General features: G+C 47.8%; 17 protein-coding genes. 16 read left to right on the top strand and 1 reads right to left on the bottom strand.

Features of this window, described 5'->3' with window-relative positions; all coding sequences use genetic code 11:
- A partial coding sequence (locus tag GXX34_06795) for a 2-hydroxyglutaryl-CoA dehydratase (protein HHW07221.1) occupies positions 1–285 on the top strand: 285 nt, incomplete at its 5' end.
- A gap of 42 nt (positions 286–327) precedes the next feature.
- Here GXX34_06795 and GXX34_06790 read toward each other — a convergent pair.
- Entirely contained in the window at positions 328–1,005 is a 678-nt protein-coding gene (locus GXX34_06790; protein HHW07220.1) for an RluA family pseudouridine synthase, read from the bottom strand.
- An 870-nt stretch (positions 1,006–1,875) separates the two neighbouring features.
- Between GXX34_06790 and GXX34_06785 the strand changes: the two genes are divergently transcribed.
- The 15 genes from GXX34_06785 (at position 1,876) to GXX34_06715 (ending at position 20,387) form a co-directional block, all read left to right on the top strand.
- Complete coding sequence (locus GXX34_06785) at positions 1,876–2,922, top strand: DctP family TRAP transporter solute-binding subunit (GenBank protein ID HHW07219.1); 1,047 nt, start codon at positions 1,876–1,878, stop codon at positions 2,920–2,922.
- 68 nt (positions 2,923–2,990) lie between these two features.
- Positions 2,991–3,485, top strand: a complete 495-nt coding sequence (locus GXX34_06780; GenBank protein HHW07218.1) for a TRAP transporter small permease — start codon at positions 2,991–2,993, stop codon at positions 3,483–3,485.
- Positions 3,486–3,523: 38 nt separating this feature from the next.
- The gene (locus GXX34_06775) at positions 3,524–4,813 is read left to right on the top strand and encodes a TRAP transporter large permease (GenBank protein HHW07217.1); all 1,290 of its coding nucleotides are present in this window, start codon (positions 3,524–3,526) and stop codon (positions 4,811–4,813) included.
- A 61-nt stretch (positions 4,814–4,874) separates the two neighbouring features.
- Positions 4,875–6,176 (top strand): DUF2088 domain-containing protein, encoded by a 1,302-nt coding sequence (locus GXX34_06770; protein HHW07216.1) that lies wholly within the window; start codon positions 4,875–4,877, stop codon positions 6,174–6,176.
- 35 nt (positions 6,177–6,211) lie between these two features.
- The gene (locus GXX34_06765; GenBank protein HHW07215.1) at positions 6,212–7,597 is read left to right on the top strand and encodes an FAD-binding protein; all 1,386 of its coding nucleotides are present in this window, start codon (positions 6,212–6,214) and stop codon (positions 7,595–7,597) included.
- A 12-nt stretch (positions 7,598–7,609) separates the two neighbouring features.
- The gene (locus GXX34_06760) at positions 7,610–8,818 is read left to right on the top strand and encodes an FAD-binding oxidoreductase (protein ID HHW07214.1); all 1,209 of its coding nucleotides are present in this window, start codon (positions 7,610–7,612) and stop codon (positions 8,816–8,818) included.
- 19 nt (positions 8,819–8,837) lie between these two features.
- Positions 8,838–10,103, top strand: coding sequence for a (Fe-S)-binding protein (locus GXX34_06755; GenBank protein HHW07213.1), 1,266 nt, complete (start codon positions 8,838–8,840; stop codon positions 10,101–10,103).
- 220 nt (positions 10,104–10,323) lie between these two features.
- Positions 10,324–11,280, top strand: coding sequence for a hypothetical protein (locus GXX34_06750; protein HHW07212.1), 957 nt, complete (start codon positions 10,324–10,326; stop codon positions 11,278–11,280).
- A gap of 237 nt (positions 11,281–11,517) precedes the next feature.
- A complete protein-coding gene (locus GXX34_06745) occupies positions 11,518–13,470 on the top strand; it encodes a sigma-54-dependent Fis family transcriptional regulator (protein HHW07211.1) in 1,953 nt (650 codons plus the stop codon).
- 49 nt (positions 13,471–13,519) lie between these two features.
- Positions 13,520–14,374 (top strand): 3-methyl-2-oxobutanoate hydroxymethyltransferase, encoded by an 855-nt coding sequence (gene panB / locus GXX34_06740; protein ID HHW07210.1) that lies wholly within the window; start codon positions 13,520–13,522, stop codon positions 14,372–14,374.
- A gap of 254 nt (positions 14,375–14,628) precedes the next feature.
- Positions 14,629–16,824: a molybdopterin-dependent oxidoreductase gene (locus GXX34_06735; protein HHW07209.1), complete on the top strand. Its 2,196-nt coding sequence runs from the start codon at positions 14,629–14,631 to the stop codon at positions 16,822–16,824.
- Between the two features lie 12 nt (positions 16,825–16,836).
- Complete coding sequence (locus GXX34_06730; protein HHW07208.1) at positions 16,837–17,364, top strand: 4Fe-4S dicluster domain-containing protein; 528 nt, start codon at positions 16,837–16,839, stop codon at positions 17,362–17,364.
- A gap of 29 nt (positions 17,365–17,393) precedes the next feature.
- Positions 17,394–17,885, top strand: coding sequence for a 4Fe-4S binding protein (locus tag GXX34_06725; GenBank protein ID HHW07207.1), 492 nt, complete (start codon positions 17,394–17,396; stop codon positions 17,883–17,885).
- Entirely contained in the window at positions 17,878–19,104 is a 1,227-nt protein-coding gene (locus GXX34_06720; protein HHW07206.1) for a hypothetical protein, read from the top strand. Before GXX34_06725 ends, GXX34_06720 begins: the two co-directional genes overlap by 8 nt.
- Positions 19,095–20,387, top strand: a complete 1,293-nt coding sequence (locus GXX34_06715; GenBank protein HHW07205.1) for an NAD(P)/FAD-dependent oxidoreductase — start codon at positions 19,095–19,097, stop codon at positions 20,385–20,387. The genes GXX34_06720 and GXX34_06715 overlap by 10 nt, the downstream gene beginning before the upstream one ends.
- Positions 20,388–20,397 lie beyond the last annotated feature (10 nt).

The following is a 20,397-nucleotide window of genomic DNA, read 5'->3' as shown; positions in this document are numbered from 1 at the left end:
GTCTTTGCCGAATCCGAGGTCATCTCCCACGTTTCCCAGGGCATCCCCAAGGAACAAATCCTGGCCGGCATCTGTGATGCCGTGGCCTCCCGGGTGGCGGCCCTGGCGGAACGAACGGGACTGGAGTGGCCGGTGGTCTTCACCGGCGGGGTGGCGAGAAATCAAGGGGTGGCTCAGGCTTTGAGCCGGCGGTTAGGAGATGAGCTGGTGATTCCGGAAGATCCCCAGATCACCGCCGCCTTAGGAGCAGCCCTTTTCGCCGCGGAAAAGTTGAGCCGGGGTTAAGAATTCAGCCTTCCGTGCTGCGTCGCTCGCAGCCGGAAGGCTTTAGTATTGCTTCGGGAAATAGGTCCAGGGCACCTGAGGTTCGGGCCAGCTGGTGAAGGACATTCTTTCCTTCCGGGTAGGATGGTTGAACTCGGCTTTGTGGGACCACAGGGCAATCACGTCCCCGGTGATGGGATAGCCGAGGCCGTACTTGTGGTCGTTATAGATGGGATGCCCGGTGGCGGCAAACTGCACCCGGATCTGGTGGGGCCGGCCGGTGAATAACTGGATCCGCACCATGCTGAGGTTGTTCACGGTATCCATTACCTCATATTCAAGAACGGCCGGTTTGGCTCCCGCCGTGCCCTCCTCCACCACGGAAACCATATTGCTGGCGCGGTCTTTCCACAGGTAGTGCACCAGCCTCCCTTGTTGCGGCGGTTTTCCATGGACCACGGCCAGGTAGATGCGGGTGAATTCATTGTCCCGGATCTGCTGGGTCAGCCGGGAGGCGGCTTTGGAGGTTTTGGCAAAAACCATCACCCCGCCCACGGGCCGGTCCAGCCGGTGCACGAGACCTAAAAACACGTTACCCGGTTTATGGTACCTCACTTTCAAATCTTGCTTGAGCAAGCTCAGCAAGTCCATATCCTTCGTTTCGTCCCCCTGAGACAGCATATTCGGTGGCTTTTCCACCACCAGCAGGTGATTGTCCTCATAAATGATCGGTATCTTCATGTTCAAACACCCTTCCCAGGGATCTGCAGCAAAATATTGATCCTCGGCGTTAACAATAGTTATGGTTGCCTAGGATATCTGTTATTCAAGGCGATTTGTTAAATTTATTTTTGTTTGAAGTGTAACATAGATAATTAAGCTGTGGTACCACCTTTCTCATTTTTATAAGCGGTCGCCCTTAAACTTGGCCGTTTAAGCTAAATCATATTAGCATTGTTGATTAATTCATTCAGGACAAGTTGGGACGACTGTTGGCTTTAGCCAGCCATTGGGCCTTCACCATCATGGTCAAACGCTCATCAAAGGACAGGGAGCCGCTGATACCAAACTTAAAGCCGGCAACGATATTCCCCTTCCATGGCTTTTAAGTTCATGTTGGGAAGCTTATTCAGTATTTGATTTATCATTATCCCTCTACACCCCTCCTCATAATGGAGTCCATTTTTTCGCCATGTCCCCCTGTCATGAGGGAATGTCTTAAGATAGAACAATTAACGTATCAATATTAGACATTAGCAAATGACAATAGGATTTTAATAGCTCATGGAGATCGAGAGAAATTTCGATCTCTGGGCGGTTTTGCGCGTGGAAGTGGGATTGCGGACGATAAATTGTGGTTTTTTATAAACAATAATATAATTGGCCTAAATCTTGCATATGACAATTTATGTGGTAATTTTCACAAAATAAGCTGCTTTTTCTGACTCTGAACGTTTAAAGAGTAAATGGAATTGAGGGAATCCAGGAGGTGATTTCGGTATAGCATAACGCAGTGTTAGAACAGCCAGAACAGGGGTAAGGAGTAACAGTGTGATGGGGAGAAAGACTTTTATGTGTACTAAGGATTTACACTGCAGAGGAGGAAAACACATGAAAAAGAAAGTTGCTCTTTTCTTAGTAGTGGTTTTCATGGCGAGCTTGCTGGCGGGCTGTGGCGGCGGTGGTTCGTCCCCTTCTCAGGAGCCTGCTGAACAAAAAGAGGCGACTGCACAACCAATAGTTTTGCGTTTAGGACATAACGTTACTGAAGCGACGGCGCTGCATAGAGGAGCTCTTGAGTTTGCGAAATTGGTAGAACAGAAAAGCAATGGGACCATTAAAGTAGATGTCTTCCCCAACGCCACTTTGGGAGACAACCGGCAGATGCTTGAAGGAATGCAGCTTGGTTCCGTAGACATGTGTTTGCCAAACTTATCTAATATTGCCGGATTTACTGATAAGACGGCGGTTTTTGAATTGCCGTATCTTTTCAAGAACGAGGCTGCCGCGGAGGCGGTTTTTGACGGACCAATTGGGGATGAATTGTTTGCTGATTTGGAGAAAAGCGGGTTAGTCGGTCTTGCTTATTGGACCCAAGGATGGCGGCATATTACAACCTCGAACAGAGAAGTGCGCAAACCGGAAGACATGAAGGGACTTAAATTCAGAACCATGGAAAACGAGCGGCATATGCAGCATTTCAATGCCTTGGGAGCCAGTGCTATTCCGATGGCATTCTCTGAACTGTACTCCAGCTTGCAGCAAGGCATCATTGACGGTCAAGAAAACCCCTACGTAAACATCTATCTCAATGGTTTGTATGAATGTCAAAAGTACATCACGGAAACCGGACATATTTACGATGCCATTCCTTTGCTGATTTCCAAAATAACCTGGGACAAGCTTACGCCGGAACAGCAACAGATACTGCGTGAAGCCGCCAAAGAAGTAACATCTTTGGAAAGAGAAATGTCCAGAGAGGATGACCGGAAATACAAGCAAGCCATTATTGATTCCGGCAAGTGCCAGATCATCGAATTGACCCCGGAAGAAAGACAAGCATTTAGGGATGCGGCTCAGGTTGTCTATGATATGAACCGTGACAAGATAGGCGCCGACTACATTCAGAGGATATTAGATGCTCAGGAAGGTTTCTAGGGATGATAAGGGCCGCTGTTGACAGCGGCCCGGCTTGCCAAATTAATGGGCAAAGGAGGTTTTGACCATTGTTAAAAAGATTGGCACTATTCTTAGATGATTTTGAGAAGAATTTGATCATTGTCATCTTTACTGTACTCTTGATTCTTGTTTTCAGCCAAGTGATTACCAGATATGTGTTTTCTTTTACTTTTTCCTGGGCAGAACAGATGGCCCGTTTAATGTTTGTATGGATTAGTTTAATTGGAGCCAGTTTAGCGGCTAAGAAAAAGCAGCATTTACGGGTTTCATTTGTGGCCGTGGCCTTAGGGGAAAAGAAGGGGAAAGTATTATTCTTCATCGGAGATCTTATTGCGGCTGTGTTCTGCCTTTTTTTGTCTTACAAGTTGCTTGAATTGACCGTTAATGTGGCGGCTAAAGGGCAAGTGTTCACCGGTATGCCCATGGTCCCGATTTGGATCATGTATTTGGCCGGTTTCTTGGGATTGTTAGGTATGGGTATTCGCTTCATTCAGGTGTGCCTGCTGCCTGCTCTTAAAGAGTGGTTTTTCAGTAAGGGTTAATTCGAAGCAGAAGTCCGAGTTAAGGAGGTTGAGGTTGAATGGTTGCGTTATTGTTTGGCGCCATCGCTGCAGGGTTGATATTAACGGTTCCAATTGCCGTAACGTTGGCCTTATCCAGTGCTTTGGCGTTAATCGTCTTTTATCCCGGCAGTCCCTTGTTTAGCATGCTGTCGCAAAATATGGTCATCACAGCGGATTCCTTTTCCTTGATGGCTATTCCTTTTTTTATGTTATGCGGGGAATTGATGGGTAAAACCGATATTGCAAACCGTCTTGTGAGAGTTGGTGAGGCTGTTATCGGCAGCGTAGCCGGCGGTTTAGGTATGGCGGCGATTGTAGCTTGTGTGCTTTTTGCCGCTATCTCCGGTTCAGGACCGGCAACTGTGGCCGCTATTGGAGCAATCATGATCCCTGCCATGTCCAAAAGAGGCTATAGCGCCGATTATACCGCTGCACTAGTGGCCGGTGGCAGTACTATTGGTCCGGTCATCCCTCCCAGTATACCCATGATCGTTTACGGGGCCACCGTTGGCGTATCAGTTATTGGTATGTTCACTGCCGGCATTGTTCCCGGTATTATCATGGGAGTTGCGTTAATGTTCTACAACTATTTCGTGTCCAAGAAAAGAGGCTATTTGGGCATGCCGCGGGAAGGCGGTTTCCTTTGGGTCCTGAAACAATGCTGGGATGCCAAATGGGCTTTGCTGATGCCGATCATTGTCTTAGGAGGTATTTACGGAGGCTTTTTCACTCCCACGGAATCAGCCGTTGTTGGTTGTGTTTATGCTATCTTGGTTGGTTTGTTCGTGACAAAAGATCTCAACTGGAAAGTTTTCACCGAGTGTCTTGAGGAGGCGGCCATTCTATCCGCCATCGTCATGATTGTTTTAGGCGGTGCCAATACTTTTGGCCGTTTATTAACCATCGAAAGAATACCAGAAATGATTACTGCTTGGATGTTAGGCGTTACCCAAAGTCCTTTAGGAATTATGCTGATTTGCATGGGTATTCTCCTGATCGGCGGCATGTTTATGGATACCATTTCCAATATTGTCCTCTTGGCGCCATTGCTGGTTCCCATTATTAAGAATGTAGGATGGGATCCCATGTTTTTTGGGGTTGTTATGACCATTAACTTGTGTATCGGTTTCTTAACTCCTCCTCTTGGAGTAAACTTGTTTGTCGCCCAAGGTATAGCAGGGGTATCATTTGAGGCCATTGTCAAACAAGTAGTCCCGATTATTATTGTACTTTGTCTTGTATTGCTGCTCTTTATCCTGGTTCCTGAGATAGTGATGTTCCTGCCCAGACTCCTAGGTATGGCTTAATTGTGGTTCGAAGGGACCGGCCTAGGAATTACCGTAAAGAGAAATTTGAGGAGGCAAACCCGTGTTTGAAAAGCTGTCTGTCAAGATTGACGGGGGATATGATTGTGACTTTCCGGAGCTGGTTCCCGTGGAGCAGTATTTTGCCGGCCAGGCATTGGCGCAGATAGAAAAGACAATTGATGAGGAATTAGGGAAAAAGGGCATATTGGATCAAATTAAGCCCGGGCAGCGCATTGCGGTTGCGGTAGGCAGCCGGGGGATTGATAACCTTCGAACTATCGTCAGGCATGTTATTGAGAACATTAAACGGCAAGGCGGTTACCCCTTTATCGTACCGGCCATGGGTAGTCACGGCGGAGCGGATCCGGAGGGACAAAGAGAGATATTAAAAGCATACGGGATTTCGGAGGACACCATGGCCGTCCCGGTACTATCAGGCATGGAAGTAGTGGAGCTTGGTACTTTTGAAGCAGGAGTGCCTGTTTATATTGATAAACATGCTTTTGAGGCCGATGGAATTGTGATCATTAACCGGGTGAAAGCACATACGGATTTCAAAGCTGCTTTTGAAAGCGGTTTAATGAAAATGCTGGTCATCGGTTTGGGCAATCACCGGGGCGCTACGGCTGTTCATGCGATGGGGTTTGACCGGTTTCACCGGTTGATTCCGGAGATTGGGAAAGTAATTTTGGCCAAAGCGAAGGTATTGTTTGGAGTAGCCATTATAGAAAACGCAGAGAATAAAACAGCCAGAATTGAAGCAGTTGCTGCCAAAGATTTTGCCTGGCGTGAGCCCCAACTCTTGTTGGAAGCTAAGAACTTAATGCCGAGGATCATTCCGCGGGGCTTCGATGTTTTGGTGGTTGAGGAAATTGGAAAAGACATCAGCGGTTCCGGCATGGATCCGAATGTGGTGGGGCGGCACGGATCCGGTCTTCCCGGTTTTGACGGGCCCAGTTATCAAAGACTGGTTGTGTTTGATTTGACGGAAAAGTCTCATGGCAATGCCTGCGGTATCGGAATGGCTGATGTCACCACAAGAGACTTGGTAAACAAAATTAATTTCAATGATTTGTATGCCAATTGTATTACCGCCGCCAATCTGAATCCGGCCAGGATTCCCGTGGTTATGAAGTCGGAGCAAGAAGCGCTGGCGGTTGCCATCAAAACCTGCTACAGGGTCACCGTGCCTGAAGCCCGGATCGTATTCATTAAAAATACTTTATCTTTGAAAAAGATCTTGGTATCACAACCCTTATGGGAAGAAATCAAGACCAATCCTGATGTAAAGCAAATAGGGCCATCCCAACCAATGATATTTGATAAAGCCGGTCGCTTACTGTTGAGACCGTCTCAACTGTAGCGTAAGGATCCGGCTTTCTGGAAGGAGTGGTAAGCTTGGATGTTCCCGGCTTAGTAAGGCAATTAAGCAAAATAGTCGGCAAGAAAAACGCACTGACGGAAAAAGCTGATTTAGAGACCTACGGCTATGATTCATCGATCTATTTCCATTTACCCCAGGTGGTGGTTTTGCCGGAGAGTACAGAGCAAGTATCACAAATAATAAAGCTGGCCAATGCTTACAAGGTGCCCGTAGTAGCCAGGGGAGGTGGTACCAGTTTAAGCGGTGGCGCGGTGCCCATTCAAGGTGGTATTGTGATCGCCACTTCCAGAATGAATAAGGTATTGGAAGTGGATGTGATTAATGAAAGGGCCATCGTGCAACCGGGAATTACCAACCTGGACTTGCAGCATGAATTGGAAAAATATGGATATTTCTTTGCCCCTGATCCTGCCAGCCAAAGAGCCTCCATGTTAGGCGGTAACATTGCTGAAAATGCCGGCGGCATGCACTGTGTCAAGTATGGTAATACCAGGGACCATATTACCGGCTTGGAAATAGTCCTGGCTAACGGCGATGTGGTCTATACAGGGGAAATGGATCAGGAGTACCAAAGCCCTGATATTACCAACCTGTTTTGCGGTTCAGAGGGTACTCTAGGCGTCATAACCAAGGCCATGGTGCGTCTCACCAGGTGCCAGGAGGCAGTAGGAACACTGCTGGCAGTCTTTGGCAGTCTTGAGGATGCCGGGAATGCGGTTTCCGAGATTATCGCTCATGGAATCCTGCCTGCCAGTTTGGAAATTATGGATGATGTTATTGTTAAGTCTTTGATTAAATATCTCAACGTAGATTTGCCCTCTGAAGGAGAAGCAGTATTGATTGTTGAGGTAGCGTGCTACGAAATTGAATTGGAAACCCAAATGGCGGAAATCATTAAGTTTTTTGAAGCCAACAATGCTCTCAGTTACCGGCAAGCCACAGAAGCGGCGGAAAGGGCTCAGTTATGGTGGGCCAGAACGGCCATTAACGGTATTTTCGGTTTGCTGGGTGAAGCCCAGCTGGTTCATGACCCGTCCGTTCCGGTAGATAAGATCGGTCGTTTTATGAGCGGTGCAGCTGAAATTGGCAAGAAATACGGATTGATTATTTGCAAAACCGTTCATGCCGGTGATGGTAACCTTCACCCGGCCATCATGTTCAATTACAGTGTTCCCGGACAATTCGAAGCCGCGGAGAAAGCCAGCGACGAGATCCTGCAGCTTGCTATAGATTTGGGAGGTAACATTACCGGTGAGCATGGGATTGGGTTAGAAAAGATTAGATTTATGCCATGGCAATTTAGTGCGACTGAGTTAAATTTCATGAAACGACTCAAACTGACCTTTGATCCTGAACAGATCCTAAACCCAGGCAAAATTTTTGAAATGAGCGAGCCTTAAGGGGGTGATTGTGTGACCGATTATTTAACCAACTCAGAGGGGCAACTATGTCCCCAATGGAAAGACCTGGGAGTTAGCCGGATTTTTTACCCGTATAATTCCCAAGAAGTCGAGCAACTGGTACAAGAGGCTAAGGGAAACGGTTATAATATCGTCCCCGCCGGCAACGGTACCAGGCTCGCCAGGCATTTTAAAGACAAATGCCCGAATACGGTTATTATTTCTGTCGCGAAGATGGACAAGATTCTTGATATCAGCCCCAATAACCTGACGGTTACGGTGGAGCCGGGGTTGTCCTTGAGTCAATTGCAAGAGACATTAAAGAAATTCAACCTGTGGTTGCCCGCCAAATACATCGATGATAACCGTACCCTAGGAGGGCTGGTGGCGGAAAACAAGGACAGCTACCTTAAATATGCTTATCGTAACATTGGCGACTATATTTTGGGGATCGCTTTTGTAAATGGGGACGGTGAGCTTATTCGTTCAGGCGGGAAAACCGTCAAGAACGTCAGCGGGTACGATTTTTCACGGGTGCTGAATGGCAGCCGCGGCACCTTGGGAATTATTACGGAAATCACTTTCAAGCTGCAACCCCGCCCGCTGCAAGAGTGTACTTTGCTGTTTTCCCTAAAAGAGCTTCCTCAAGCAGCCATGATCCTCGACCAGGTGAAAAATATAGGCGCTCCCTTAGTGGCTTGTCACTTGTATAGTTTAGGGCAGGACTCCGGCTGTGACGGCTGCCGGTATCCAAAGGCTGTCATGGCTGTGAGCATGGAAGGATCCAAACCGGTAATTGAGGACTTTTTTAACAAACTGCATCAAATTGCTCGCGTTCACGGCCTCGATCTACAAAACATGGAAACAAGTGAATATTGGTGCAAATATACTGGTGCTTACCGGCAGGTAAGTCAACTAGATCAGTTGATTGGTTCTTTCAGCAAAAAACAACTTCCGCTTGTGATGGATAAGTTTTCCAAGTTAGCAGCCGTTCAATTAGCGGGAATGTTTATTGATTTAGGAGCAGGCAGTTTTCAGCTGTTTTTTACCGGCGTGAGCTCGATCAAATCCACCATTGATTACCTGGTGCAGGAAGCTGAGGGAGCTATTACTCCGGATCGGGGCGAATATAAACCTCACCCGCTCTTTTCAACGCTCAAAAAGTGCATGGATAAAGACAATTGTTTCTTTAAAAACAACCGGTTCCTGTATTTAGCATGAGAGTTAGGAGTTGAAGACAGTGGACTACAAGTTAATTAAGCAGGAATTAGGTAAATGTAACAAATGCGGTTTTTGTCAAGAGGTCTGTCCTACCTTTAAAGTCGATGGTAGGGAAGGGACGGTGGCCAGGGGACGAATTTGGTTGGTCAAAGGCCTGGAGCAAGGGAAATTTGCTTGGGGTAGGGATAAAAGTGTCAATGAGTATATCGGGAATTGCCTGTTGTGCCGGGCCTGTGTGTCTAATTGTCCTGCTTCCGTAGAAACAGACAAAATCATGATGTATGCACGCAGCCAGGCTGGCGCTCAGGTAGGATTTCCTCTTTATTATAGGCTGGCTTATCGTGCCGGGCTGTCCAATAAACGTAATCTCAAGGTGGGCACCAAAGTGATGCGTTTTTATCAAAAGAGTGGCATCAAGTGGTTGGTGAATAAATCCGGAGTTTTAAATTTGATGGGGCAGTTGAAAGGTATGGAGGAGAGAATGCCAGTCATCCCTCCCAAGAGTTTTCGAGACATGCTTTATGAACTGGTGCATGATTTGCCTCAGCCTCGGTATAAAGTAGGAGTTTTTGTTGGGTGTGCTACCAATCATTTCTTCAGTCAAGTGGCAGCTTCGGCCGTTAGGGTATTGCAGAAGCTGAACATTGGCATAGTCGTTCCGGAAGTCCAATGCTGCGGCGGGCCTCATCAAAGTGCCGGGGATTTTGAAGAGGCCAAGCGCCTGGCTAAACTCAATATTGATTACTTTTTGAACCAGGAAATAAAGTATGTTACCACCGATTGTGCCACCTGCGGCAGTGCCTTGTTGGAATACGGGGAACTGCTGGCCGGCGATCCTGATTACGCGGAAAAGGCACGGCTATTTAGCAGTATGGTGATTGACTTAAACAAACTATTAGTTTCGGAACAGAAAACGTGGGAAGCCATGCCCTTAAAACAAGTTAATTGCAGGGTAACATACCATGAGCCTTGTCATTTAGTAAGGGGACAGAAGATAACGGAGGAGCCGCGCACTGTTATCACCAGTGTACCCGGTGTTGAACTGGTAGAAATGAAAGATTCCAATCGTTGTTGCGGTGGAGCAGGAGCTTATGAATTCTTTCATCAAAACCTGTCCGGAAAGATCCTGGCGCAAAAAATTCAAAACATCAAAGATACGAAAGCAGATACGGTTGTTACCTGCTGCCCGGCATGTATGATGCAAATCAGCTATGGACTAAGAAAGGAGAACCTGCCTTTGCAGGTAATGCATCCGGTACAGCTGTTGGAGAAGGCATTAAGTTGAAAGCTCCGGATATATGAATGTTCGTGTTTTAACATGGCACAGGCAGTGGACGATTTTGATACAGAACTCGCCGGAGATGATCATGTGGTCTCTCCAGCTAAAGCATGGCCACTGGTATGTTTGCCTCAAAATGGGGATGGGCAGCCGGTGGCATGATATTTGCTCAAGAGCTTTGTAAGAACAATCATTAAGATTTTATATCTACAAGGAGGTTATTTTCATGAAGTTAGATGATGTTTCCAAGTTTCTAAGCCAGATCGGTATTCCGGGACGTGATGCTTATGATTTGCCTTCTAGCACCAAGCGTTTTCCGGATGGAGCCCATTACCGGATGGAGATCAGTGGTATCGAAGGGCCGAAGGTGCTTGAGGCATTAATTAAAGAAAAAAACAAGTACGGTGTCCCGGTACACCGGTTGGTTTCGATTGTACAAGGAGGAACTTTATTTGACCGCCAGGAATTGAAAGATTTTGCTCAAATGGCGGCTGAGGAAAAAATGGAAGTGATTGCGGTTCCCGGTCCTCGTTTAGGATGGGATGTCGGAAGGCAGGTTGCTACCGACGAAGGGCAAAAATGCGGTATGAACCTGAGAGGTTCTGATGAGTTGCGGAAAGTTATTGCTGATATGATGAGAATGTATGAATGTGGAATTCGCGGTTTTATGATTGTTGACGAATCAGTCATGTGGATCATTCGACGTCTACAGGAACAAGGCAATTTCCCCAAAGACGTCGCCATCAAGTTGTCTGTTTGGGCCTCCATTAGTTCCGCGGCGGGGGCCAAGATGGTGGAAGAGTTGGGAGTAAGCTCCTTTAACGTGCCGTCTGATATGACCGTGCCCATCATGGCCGGCATTAGACAAGCGGTAGACATTCCTATGGATTTCTATATCTACACTTCTCTTTCCTTCGGCGGCATGAACAGGTTCTACGAAGCGGCGGAAGTGGCCAGGTGCTGTGCTCCGGTATACTACAAAATTGAGCCCGGAGTGGCGTTATCTGCCGGTGGCGGCAGCAGCCTGTATCAACCCTGGGTTAGCGATGATGAGCATATCATGATGATCAAGAAGAAAGTGAAATATGCCGCGATTATCAGAGAACTGGTGGAAGAAAACGATCCAAGTATTATTCTCTCCGAACAAGGACCTGCAGACCTGAAAATCCCGGTCAAAGTCTGAGAAAGTTTGCAGGTATAGATTAAAAGGTAAATTACAGACGGCCAAAGCGAACCACTTTCGGCCGTCTGTAATATCGCCGTATATTTTGTGCGAGTAAAAAATTGTAAGGTACAGGAAATGGGGCATCCATTGGCGAAGTTTTATGCCAATTTGAACATCGTGAAACGCTTGTTTTCAAGGAGGCAATAAAATATGCTTCAGAACTCTCTGCCGATGGACTATGATCATCATGCCTTTGTGGAAGCTTGGGAAAAGTTTATTTTCCAAGGAGAGATTGATAGTTGCATCCGACCGGTTATTCGTGAGTCATGGAAACGTTGTCTCCAAATGAGTGTTGATCCTTTTTCGCGGCAAATTGCCCACATACTTACCGAGCGGGAATTTAAGCTGGTAGTGAGCCGGAATGAACACTTGATGCGAGTTGCCCGGCCTTATATTAATTTGCTGTATGGATATGTAAAGGGAAGCGGCTTTGTCATTTTTTTAACCGACAAAGACGGGATTGTTCTTATCTTGACGGGTGATCAAGAACAACTGGAGTTTCATCGTCGCATCAATTTAATGGAAAGGGCCATTTGGACGGAAAAGGAAGCAGGTACCAATGCGGTAGGAACTGCCATTGTAGAACAAAAACCATTGCAGGTTGTCGGCGGAGAGCATTTTTGTGCAATTCAACATGGAATTACATGCTCCGGATGTCCTATTTTTGGTCCGGAAGGTGAGTTCCTAGGGGTTCTTAATATGTCAGCCAGTAGTGAAAGCGTGAACCCTCACACGTTGGGTATGGTAGTGGCTTCAGCTAAGGCCATTGAGAACCAATTAAAAATCGAAAAGGCCTTGGAAAATGCCAAGCTGGCTAATACGGTGATGAAAAATACTTTGGAAGCTGTTCCGAAAGGGATTGTAACTGTTGATGCTTTTGGTAACATCACTCAGATCAATTCAAAAGGTATTGAATTACTTAATTACAAAGGAGAAGGTGCTACAGGAAAATCCCTTCTGGATATGCACCCGGAATTCAGCACCGTCCTGGAGTTGGTAAAAAAAGGTTCCATTGAAAGTATGGAAGTGGTGTTGGAGGAGAAGGGCAGTCGCATACAACTAAGTGTTGGTGGGAACAGTTTCTTTGCGCAGGATGGATCATACCAAGGCGCCGTTCTTACCCTGGAAGAACAGGAACAGCTCTTTCATTTAGTCAATTCCATCGAAGGAAACCGGGCAGAGTTTAATTTTAATGCTATTCTGGGCAATCACCCGAAAATGATGAGGGCCAAAGAGATAGCCAAGACGGCGGCTTTGACCAATTCAACCGTACTGCTATTGGGGGAAAGCGGTACAGGAAAGGAACTGTTTGCCCATGCCATCCACCAGGCCAGTAGACGAAAAGGTCCTTTTATTGCCGTCAATTGTTCGGCTATTCCCCGGAGCCTAATCGAAAGCGAATTGTTTGGTTACGAACCCGGTAGTTTTACCGGGGCAACCAAAACCGGTCGACCGGGGAAATTTGAACGTGCCAACAATGGAACCATTTTCTTGGACGAAATTGGGGATATGCCTTTGGACCTGCAGGCCGTTCTTCTCCGGGTTCTCCAGGAAAGGGAAGTGGTGCGGGTCGGTGGCTTTAAGCCTATTCCTATCAATGTGAGGGTCATTGCTGCTACCAACCGCAACTTGGAGGAAAGAATAAAGGAAGGAATGTTTAGAGAAGATCTCTTCTTCCGGCTAAATGTGATTACTATTCAAATTCCACCGTTACGAGAAATTATAAGTGACCTTCCGTTATTTGTGACGAAGCTCTTGCCCCAGATTAGCCAAAAGCTAGGAAAACAGGTTAAAGGAGTATCCCACGCGGCCATGGAGGTTCTGAGTTCCTACCATTGGCCGGGCAATGTGAGAGAATTAGAGAATGTGTTGGAGCGAGGTGTTCTGCTGGCCCAAGGACAATTGATTGACGTAGACGATTTGCCGCCTAATCTGGTGAAAAATACCAGAATAGTTACCGGGACCGGCGATACTTCATCCTTATCTTTACAGGAAACAGAAAAGAAGGCGATTATTCAGGCCTTATCCAGTGAAGACAGTATCGTGGATGCCGCTAAACGCTTGGGGATTAGCCGTAGCACTCTTTACCGCAAGATGAAACAATATGGTATAGAAGGTTTTACTGGTAGCGATATGCATTCTCATTAAAAAATTTTTTGTAGAATGATTAAACCACTTATTTGGGAGGAGATAAAACATGGCAACTAAAAAAACCGTTATCGATTTCCACCAAATGAAAGACAAGGGCGAAAAAATTGTCTTTCTTACCGCTTATGATTTTCCTACCGCCAAACTGCAGGAAGAAGCCGGCGTGGATATGATTCTGGTAGGAGATTCGCTGGGAATGGTTACTCTAGGCTATGAGACTACCCTGCCGGTGACCATGGATGATATGATCCGTCATTGCCAGGCAGTAAGGAGAGGCGCTCCCAATACGTTTATTGTTGGCGATATGCCTTACATGTCGTACCAGACCAGTGACGAGCAAGCGGTGGAAAATGCCGGTCGCTTTATTAAAGAGGGTGGCTGCGATGCGGTTAAGTTGGAAGGTGGCTCAAGAATGGCCAGCCGTATTCGGGCTATCAATGATGCCGGCATCCTGGTCATGGGACACCTGGGATTGACACCTCAGTCCATGGGGCAACAGGGCGGCTATAAAGCACAAGGCCGGAATGTGGAGGCAGCTCTGAAGTTGGTGGAGGAAGCTAAAGCTGTAGAGAATGCCGGGGCATTCAGCATCTTGTTGGAAGCGATGCCTCCTGAGGTGGCAAAAGTCATCACGGATAGAGCGGAAATCCCCATTCTTGGTATTGGCGCTGGGCCATACACTCATGGGCAGCTGGTCATTTATGCCGATATGGTCGGCATGTTTGATGCTTTTACTCCCAAATTTGTGAAAAAGTATGCAAACATTAGAGAACATTTGGTGGAAGCCTTTAAGGCTTATGCTGCTGATGTGCGGAGCGGAGCGTTCCCCGTAATCAAAGAGCATACCTACAATATGAAAGAAGAAACAGTTCAGGAATTCCTTGAGCGGGTGAAGGAGATTTAGAAAAGGTATTCAATATGCTACAGCATGTGTATGGTTTTGGGACAAGGATAAACACTCTGGTTGTAGTTTTTTGTGACAGAGAGTAGATAAAAGGCTGGTTTTTTAAGAAAAGGAGTTGGCTGAGGCCAATCCTTTCTTTTTGTTCCTTTGGCATGGTAATTGCTTAATTCAATTAACGACTAGCGGGAAAAAGCTTGCTGAACTTGTCAAAGGGGGGAAGTTGATTGACTAGGAAAGGTTCAAGCCATTGGCTTTTGCCTGAAGATCTTGATAAATATGCCGTAGCGGTTAATGTTCCTGTCTGGGTCGGCGGGGATAAGGTCATTGCTGATCGCGTGGTCAAAACGGCATGCCCTCATAATTGCTATGATACTTGCGGCGTGTTGGCCTATGTGAAAGATGAAAAGGTAATTAAACTGGAGGGAGATCCGGATCATCCGGTTACCAAAGGGCGCTTATGTCTAAAAGGATACGCCAACGTGCAAAAAATTAACAGCCCGGATCGGGTGAAGTACCCTCTCATGCGGGTAGGGGAGCGGGGACAAGGAAAATTCCGGCGCGTGTCCTGGGATGAAGCCCTGAATTACATTGTCGAAAAGCTGAACGAGATTAAGGAACAATTCGGTTCCGAGGCGGTAGTGGAGTATGGGTATTCAGGTAATCGTGAACATATGGCTAAGGCAGTTAGTGCGCGTTTTCTCAATCTTTTTGGCGCCACTAAACTTGTCGGCAGTTTTTGCTTATTGTCCGGCGCGGCGGGATCATATCATACCGTTGGGGCTCAACATACCCTGTCGCCGGAAATCTGGTCTGAGTTTGCAGAAGTGATTATGATCGTCGGCAGGAATGCCTCAGCTACCAATCCTCATATTTTCCCGTTTTTATATAGAGCGTTAGAACGAGGAGCAAAGTTGCTCGTAGTAGACCCCTGTATTACATCCTTGGCTACCAAGGCTCATCTACATTTGCGTCCCAGACCCGGTACCGACGGGGCGATGGCCTTGGGGATGATCAACTATATCATCCAAAACGGGCTGCATGACCAGGAATTCATCTCCAAGTATTGTCATGGTTTTGAGGAATTGGCCGCTCAAGTGGAAGAGTGGACCCTGGAAAAAACCCAAGAAGTTACCGGCATTCCGGTAGAGCAATTAAGAACAGCTGCCGAGTTGTTTGCTACTCATGAATCCCATTTGGAATGTGGCTACGGGCAGCAAAGATACAGCAACGGTCACCAAGTACAAAGGGCACTGGCCTGTTTAGCCGCGGTGTGTGGCCGAATCGGGAAAAGAACCGGCAGTTATAATTTCATCGATTCCATGGGTTTCCCTGCTATCTCCGGATTTATGGATACGGCCAAAGTCGCGGTACCGGAAGGAGCCAAAATCAAACCTACCAGGATGATTAATATTTCTACCTTTGCCAAAGCATTACATTCAGCCAAGGAACCACCGATCAAAGGAGTAATTTCGTGGCGTGGAGGTTTAATTTCCCAGCAGCCTCATGTGGCTTATACCATTGAAGCTTTGAAACAGTTAAGCCTGTTTGTTTCGATTGAACAATTTATGACTGATGACACTGATTGGGCAGATGTGGTGTTACCGGCATGCCATTATCTAGAGCAGTATGGGTTCCACCCGTCATATTGGCATCATTATAATCAAATTCTTGTGCCGGTGTGCCAACCTTACTATGAGGCCGTTCCCGACATTGAAATTTGGGCTGAGCTAGGAAGGCGTATGGGTTATGCCAAGTATTTCCCCAAGCAAAAGACCGGGTTGGATTGGATTCGTGACCTCATTGGTGAGAACTGTGATCTGGACAGAATGGTTTCGCCGAACGGTCCTGCTCGACTGCCCGAAAAATGGTGTCCGGAAGTTCCATACAGTGACTACCATTTTACAACTCCTACCGGTAAGATTGAGCTCTACTCACAAGGAATGGTGCAAAGAGGGAAGGAGTTTCCCGGTGATTTTGAACCCTTGCCTCATTTTGTAGAGCCGGAGGAGAGCCTCGTTGGTACTCCTGATCTGGCCGCCAAATATCCCTTGACGATTATTTCGCAACATCCTGCTTTCCGGACCCATTCCCAGTATCTGAACCTGCCGTGGATTAAAGAACTGGAAGGGGAGCCCAAGGTCTATATCAGCCAACAAGATGCAGCGGCCAGGAACATCAAGGACGGCGACAGGGTGATAATCTTTAATGACCGGGGAACTTTACGGGATGTAATGGCAAAGGTCAGCGTGAAAGTGGCACCGGGAGTAGTAGAATTGAGCAGCGGTACTTGGGTTAAATTAGGCGGCAATGTGAATGTCTTGACTTCCTTAAGCATCGGTGGGCCACGGGATGTGGGGGATGGTATCATGACTGCTTATCACCCCCTGTTGGATGGCAACACCACGGGATATTTCAATACGCTGGTTGAAATTCAAAAGGCAACCGAATAAGGGGGGCCGGTGATGACGAGGAAACAATATGCCATTTATGTAGATGCAAACCGGTGTGTGAACTGCCGGGCTTGTGAAATAGCATGCAAGCTCGAAAATGACCTGCCGGCCGGGCCGCGATACATCATGGTCACCGAAACGGAAATCAGCGGTAAGGACAGGGATACACTGATGTTCTTGCCCATACCCTGTATGCACTGCGGCGAACCGGCATGTGAGAAAGCCTGCCCTACCGGTGCGATTACGAAAAGGGTAGAGGATGGTATTGTCACCGTGGATCGAAAAAAATGTATCGGTTGCCGGTCCTGTTTAATAGCTTGTCCTTTTGGTGTTCCCCAGTTCGGAGCAGACGGCAAGATGCAGAAATGTCAACTATGCTTGCACCGGCTTTCCGACGGCAAGAGAACAGCATGCCAGCAGGCCTGTATGGCGGAAGCCATCCTGGTAGGTACCGTGGAAGAGATTTCCGCTTACGTGCGTCAAAGATATGCCTCTAACAGCAGGAGAAAAATGCCCATGGTTATGCAGTGGATGGATTAGCGGTACCTCTAAGGCAGAGGGTGGTATCAATGGCGAAGGTATTGTTCATCAATCAGGAGCGGTGCAATGGGTGCGGGCTCTGCCAGGCACTGTGTTCCATTAAACAGAAGAGCGCTTGTCAACCCAGTCAAGGGCTGATCAGAGTCCAGCAACACCGCCGGTTTCTTATGGGTTTTACTCTAACCTGCCGGCAGTGTGCTGAACCTGCCTGCCAGGCCGCATGCTTGATGGAGTGCATCAGTAGGGAACCAATGACGGGTCTCGTGATCAGAAACCTTAGCAAGTGCCTTGGCTGCGGTGCGTGCATGGTTGCCTGTCCTTTTGATATACCGGTGTTGGATCCGGAGCGGGAAGTGTTTTTGACCTGCAACTATTGTGACGGCGATCCGGTATGCCTCAAAGCTTGCCCCAGGCAAGCCATCAGTTGGGAAGAGCTTTCTCAAATTAGCCGTGACAAGAGACAAGCCCGGGCAGCACAGAGCTGGCTTGCCGGCAGGGAGGAGGTCCCCCGGTGTGATTGAAACCGCGATGACGGTAGGCATCGTTGATTTGAATAATGGTGCTACAAAAGTTAATAAAGTGGAAGTTTCCAAGCAAGGGAGGCTTCTGGCAGGAGCGGGGATGTGGTCCGCAAGTGAATTCCACCGGTCACTTTTGAGCAAGCTCCATGGTGCGGAGTGTCAGAATGTGGTTTTCATTAATACCGGGCCTTTGACAGGCTCCGGGGTGCCTGGTTCCGGTACTTGGTCGGTTACTTACTTAAGTCCCCTCACCGGTTGTTTTGTTACTGAACCTGTCGTAGGTGGCTTGGGAGCGAAGCTCAGGTACGCCGGTTTGGAACAATTAATCATCCTTGGCCGGGCCAAAAACCCAGTTTACATCATGATCAGCGATGATGAAATCAAGTTGCACGATGCCTCATCTATATGGGAATTGACCACTTGTGAAAGTACGGATGCCATCATCCATGAGGTTGATGAGCCGGACCCCGAAGTTGCCGTGATTGGCCCAGGGTCAGTCTCCTGGCCGGGGCAAGGACTAATTGTTAATTATTATTTTGATGCCGGGGAATTGGGGTTAGGCAATCTTTTTGCCAAGGTCTTGTTAAAGGGCATTGTTGCGAACGGCCGGGGCAAGGTAGCGTTGGCTCATCCGGAACACTTTTTGGATCTTTGTTTAAAGATTTGTCAAAGATGTCAAGATGATTTATCTCACCTGAGTGGGACAGGGCGTTTTTTGTCTCCCTGGCATACTGCACGGTGTGTCCCCGTTCCCGGTGAAGAACACAAATTTGTTTTAGAACCGTTTTCAGAGGAATGTGCCCCGGAAAGACCCCGGCAATTAACGGGGAAGCAGTTACTTCGCCTGCGCCATTTCGGGAATTCTTATGGTATTCCCTGGCGATGGGTGATGGAAGCGATCGCTCAAAATACCTGCTTGATTAAGCCGGAATATGAGCTTTCTGCAGGTGATTTTTGGCGGGTGATGGCTATGCGGAGACAGCCGCTATATACCGGCAGGGTGGAGGGGTTCATGGATCCTTTTTGGATAGCTCTCGAAGCAGCAGGGCTGGACTGGTCCGGTCATTTTAGCCGGAAAGAGGCTGCTGAGCTTGCCGCGAAGCTGTTGTCTTATGCCACCGGAGCACCATGGGATAGCTTTGAACTGGAGGAACTAGGTATCCAAATCACCACCGCAAAAATGACCGCCGGTGAAAAGGGGGAAGAGAAATGGCTGTAAGAGATATCCCCCGGAAGGTAGTGGTCATCGGTAACGGAGTGGCAGGCAATAATGCAGCTTTTGCTGTCCGGGAGAGGTTGCCGGAAGCCAAGATCGTCCTCATTTCTGAGGAACCCTTTCTGGAATATTCAGCTTGTGCTCTTCCTGATTACCTGGCAGGTTATCTTTCGGCAGAAGATGTGCTGGTTAAAAAGCAGCAAACTTATGAGCAGGCGAATATTCAGCTCATGCTAGGCAAACCCGTGACCCGCATTGAGCCGGAACAGCAAAAGGTTTTTTTGGGCAAGAGAAAGATCAGCTTTGACAAGTTAATTATTGCTACCGGCAGCCAAGCGATTATCCCGCCTGTGCCGGGTGTTCATTTGCCGGGCAATTTCACTCTGAAGACCCTTTTGGATGCCCAGCGGATCATGGCTTATCCGGCCCAAGCGGCAGTTGTCGTCGGTTCGGGAGCCATCGGGATCGAGACGGCCATTGCCTTAAAGGAAAGAGGATACCGGGAAGTTACCATCATTGAAATGATGGACTGGATCCTGCCTAAGTCCTTCGATAAGAAACCGGCGCAATATTTGACCAAGATGCTGGAGGACCGGGGTATTCAGGTGCTCGTTAGTGAAAGGGTTGAGGAAGTCCTGGGCACGGAAAGGGTTGCCGGAGTTAGAACCAGCAACAGGGTCATCGGGTGCGATTTGGTCCTTTGGGCCGTAGGTGTCAGACCCAATGTGAAGCTGGCACAGGAAGCGGGATTGGAACTGGGGACTACCGGCGGCCTTAAAGTAGATCGTTACCTGCAAACCAGCCATGAATTGATTTACGCTTGTGGCGACTGTGTGGAAACGGAGGACCTGTTTTCTCACCGGAAGGTCTTGAGTATGCTTTGGCAGCCTGCCTGCCGGCAGGGTAAACTGGCCGGTCTCAATTGTGCCGGAGGTCAGGAGGAATATGAAGGTTCTTACGGTGTTTTGTTAATTGATATTTACGGCACCAAAGGAGTGGCCGTAGGGTTAACCGAGCAAACGGCACCGGAAAGTGCTAGGGTGGTGGAAAGCACAGAAAGTGCTACCTATAAACGACTAATTGTTGACGAAGATAGGTTAGTAGGAATACAGGTCGTCGGAAAGTTCAACGGATTTGGCCCCATGTTGCACCTGCTAAAGAGCGGCTTTTCCCTGAGAGACTTGAAAGCTACCTGTGATAGCCAGGCTTTGATTTCCTTAGTAGATAAACCGGTATTGCTGAAACCATATCTGTCTCTGCTGTTCAAAGCGGTGGAGAAAGCGTAAAGGGGGGGAT

The organism is Clostridia bacterium, assembly GCA_012840125.1.
Classification (GTDB): Bacteria; Bacillota; DULZ01; order DULZ01; family DULZ01; genus DULZ01.
Note: the sequence above shows the minus strand (reverse complement) of the source record. Positions and strands in the feature narration are given on the sequence as shown.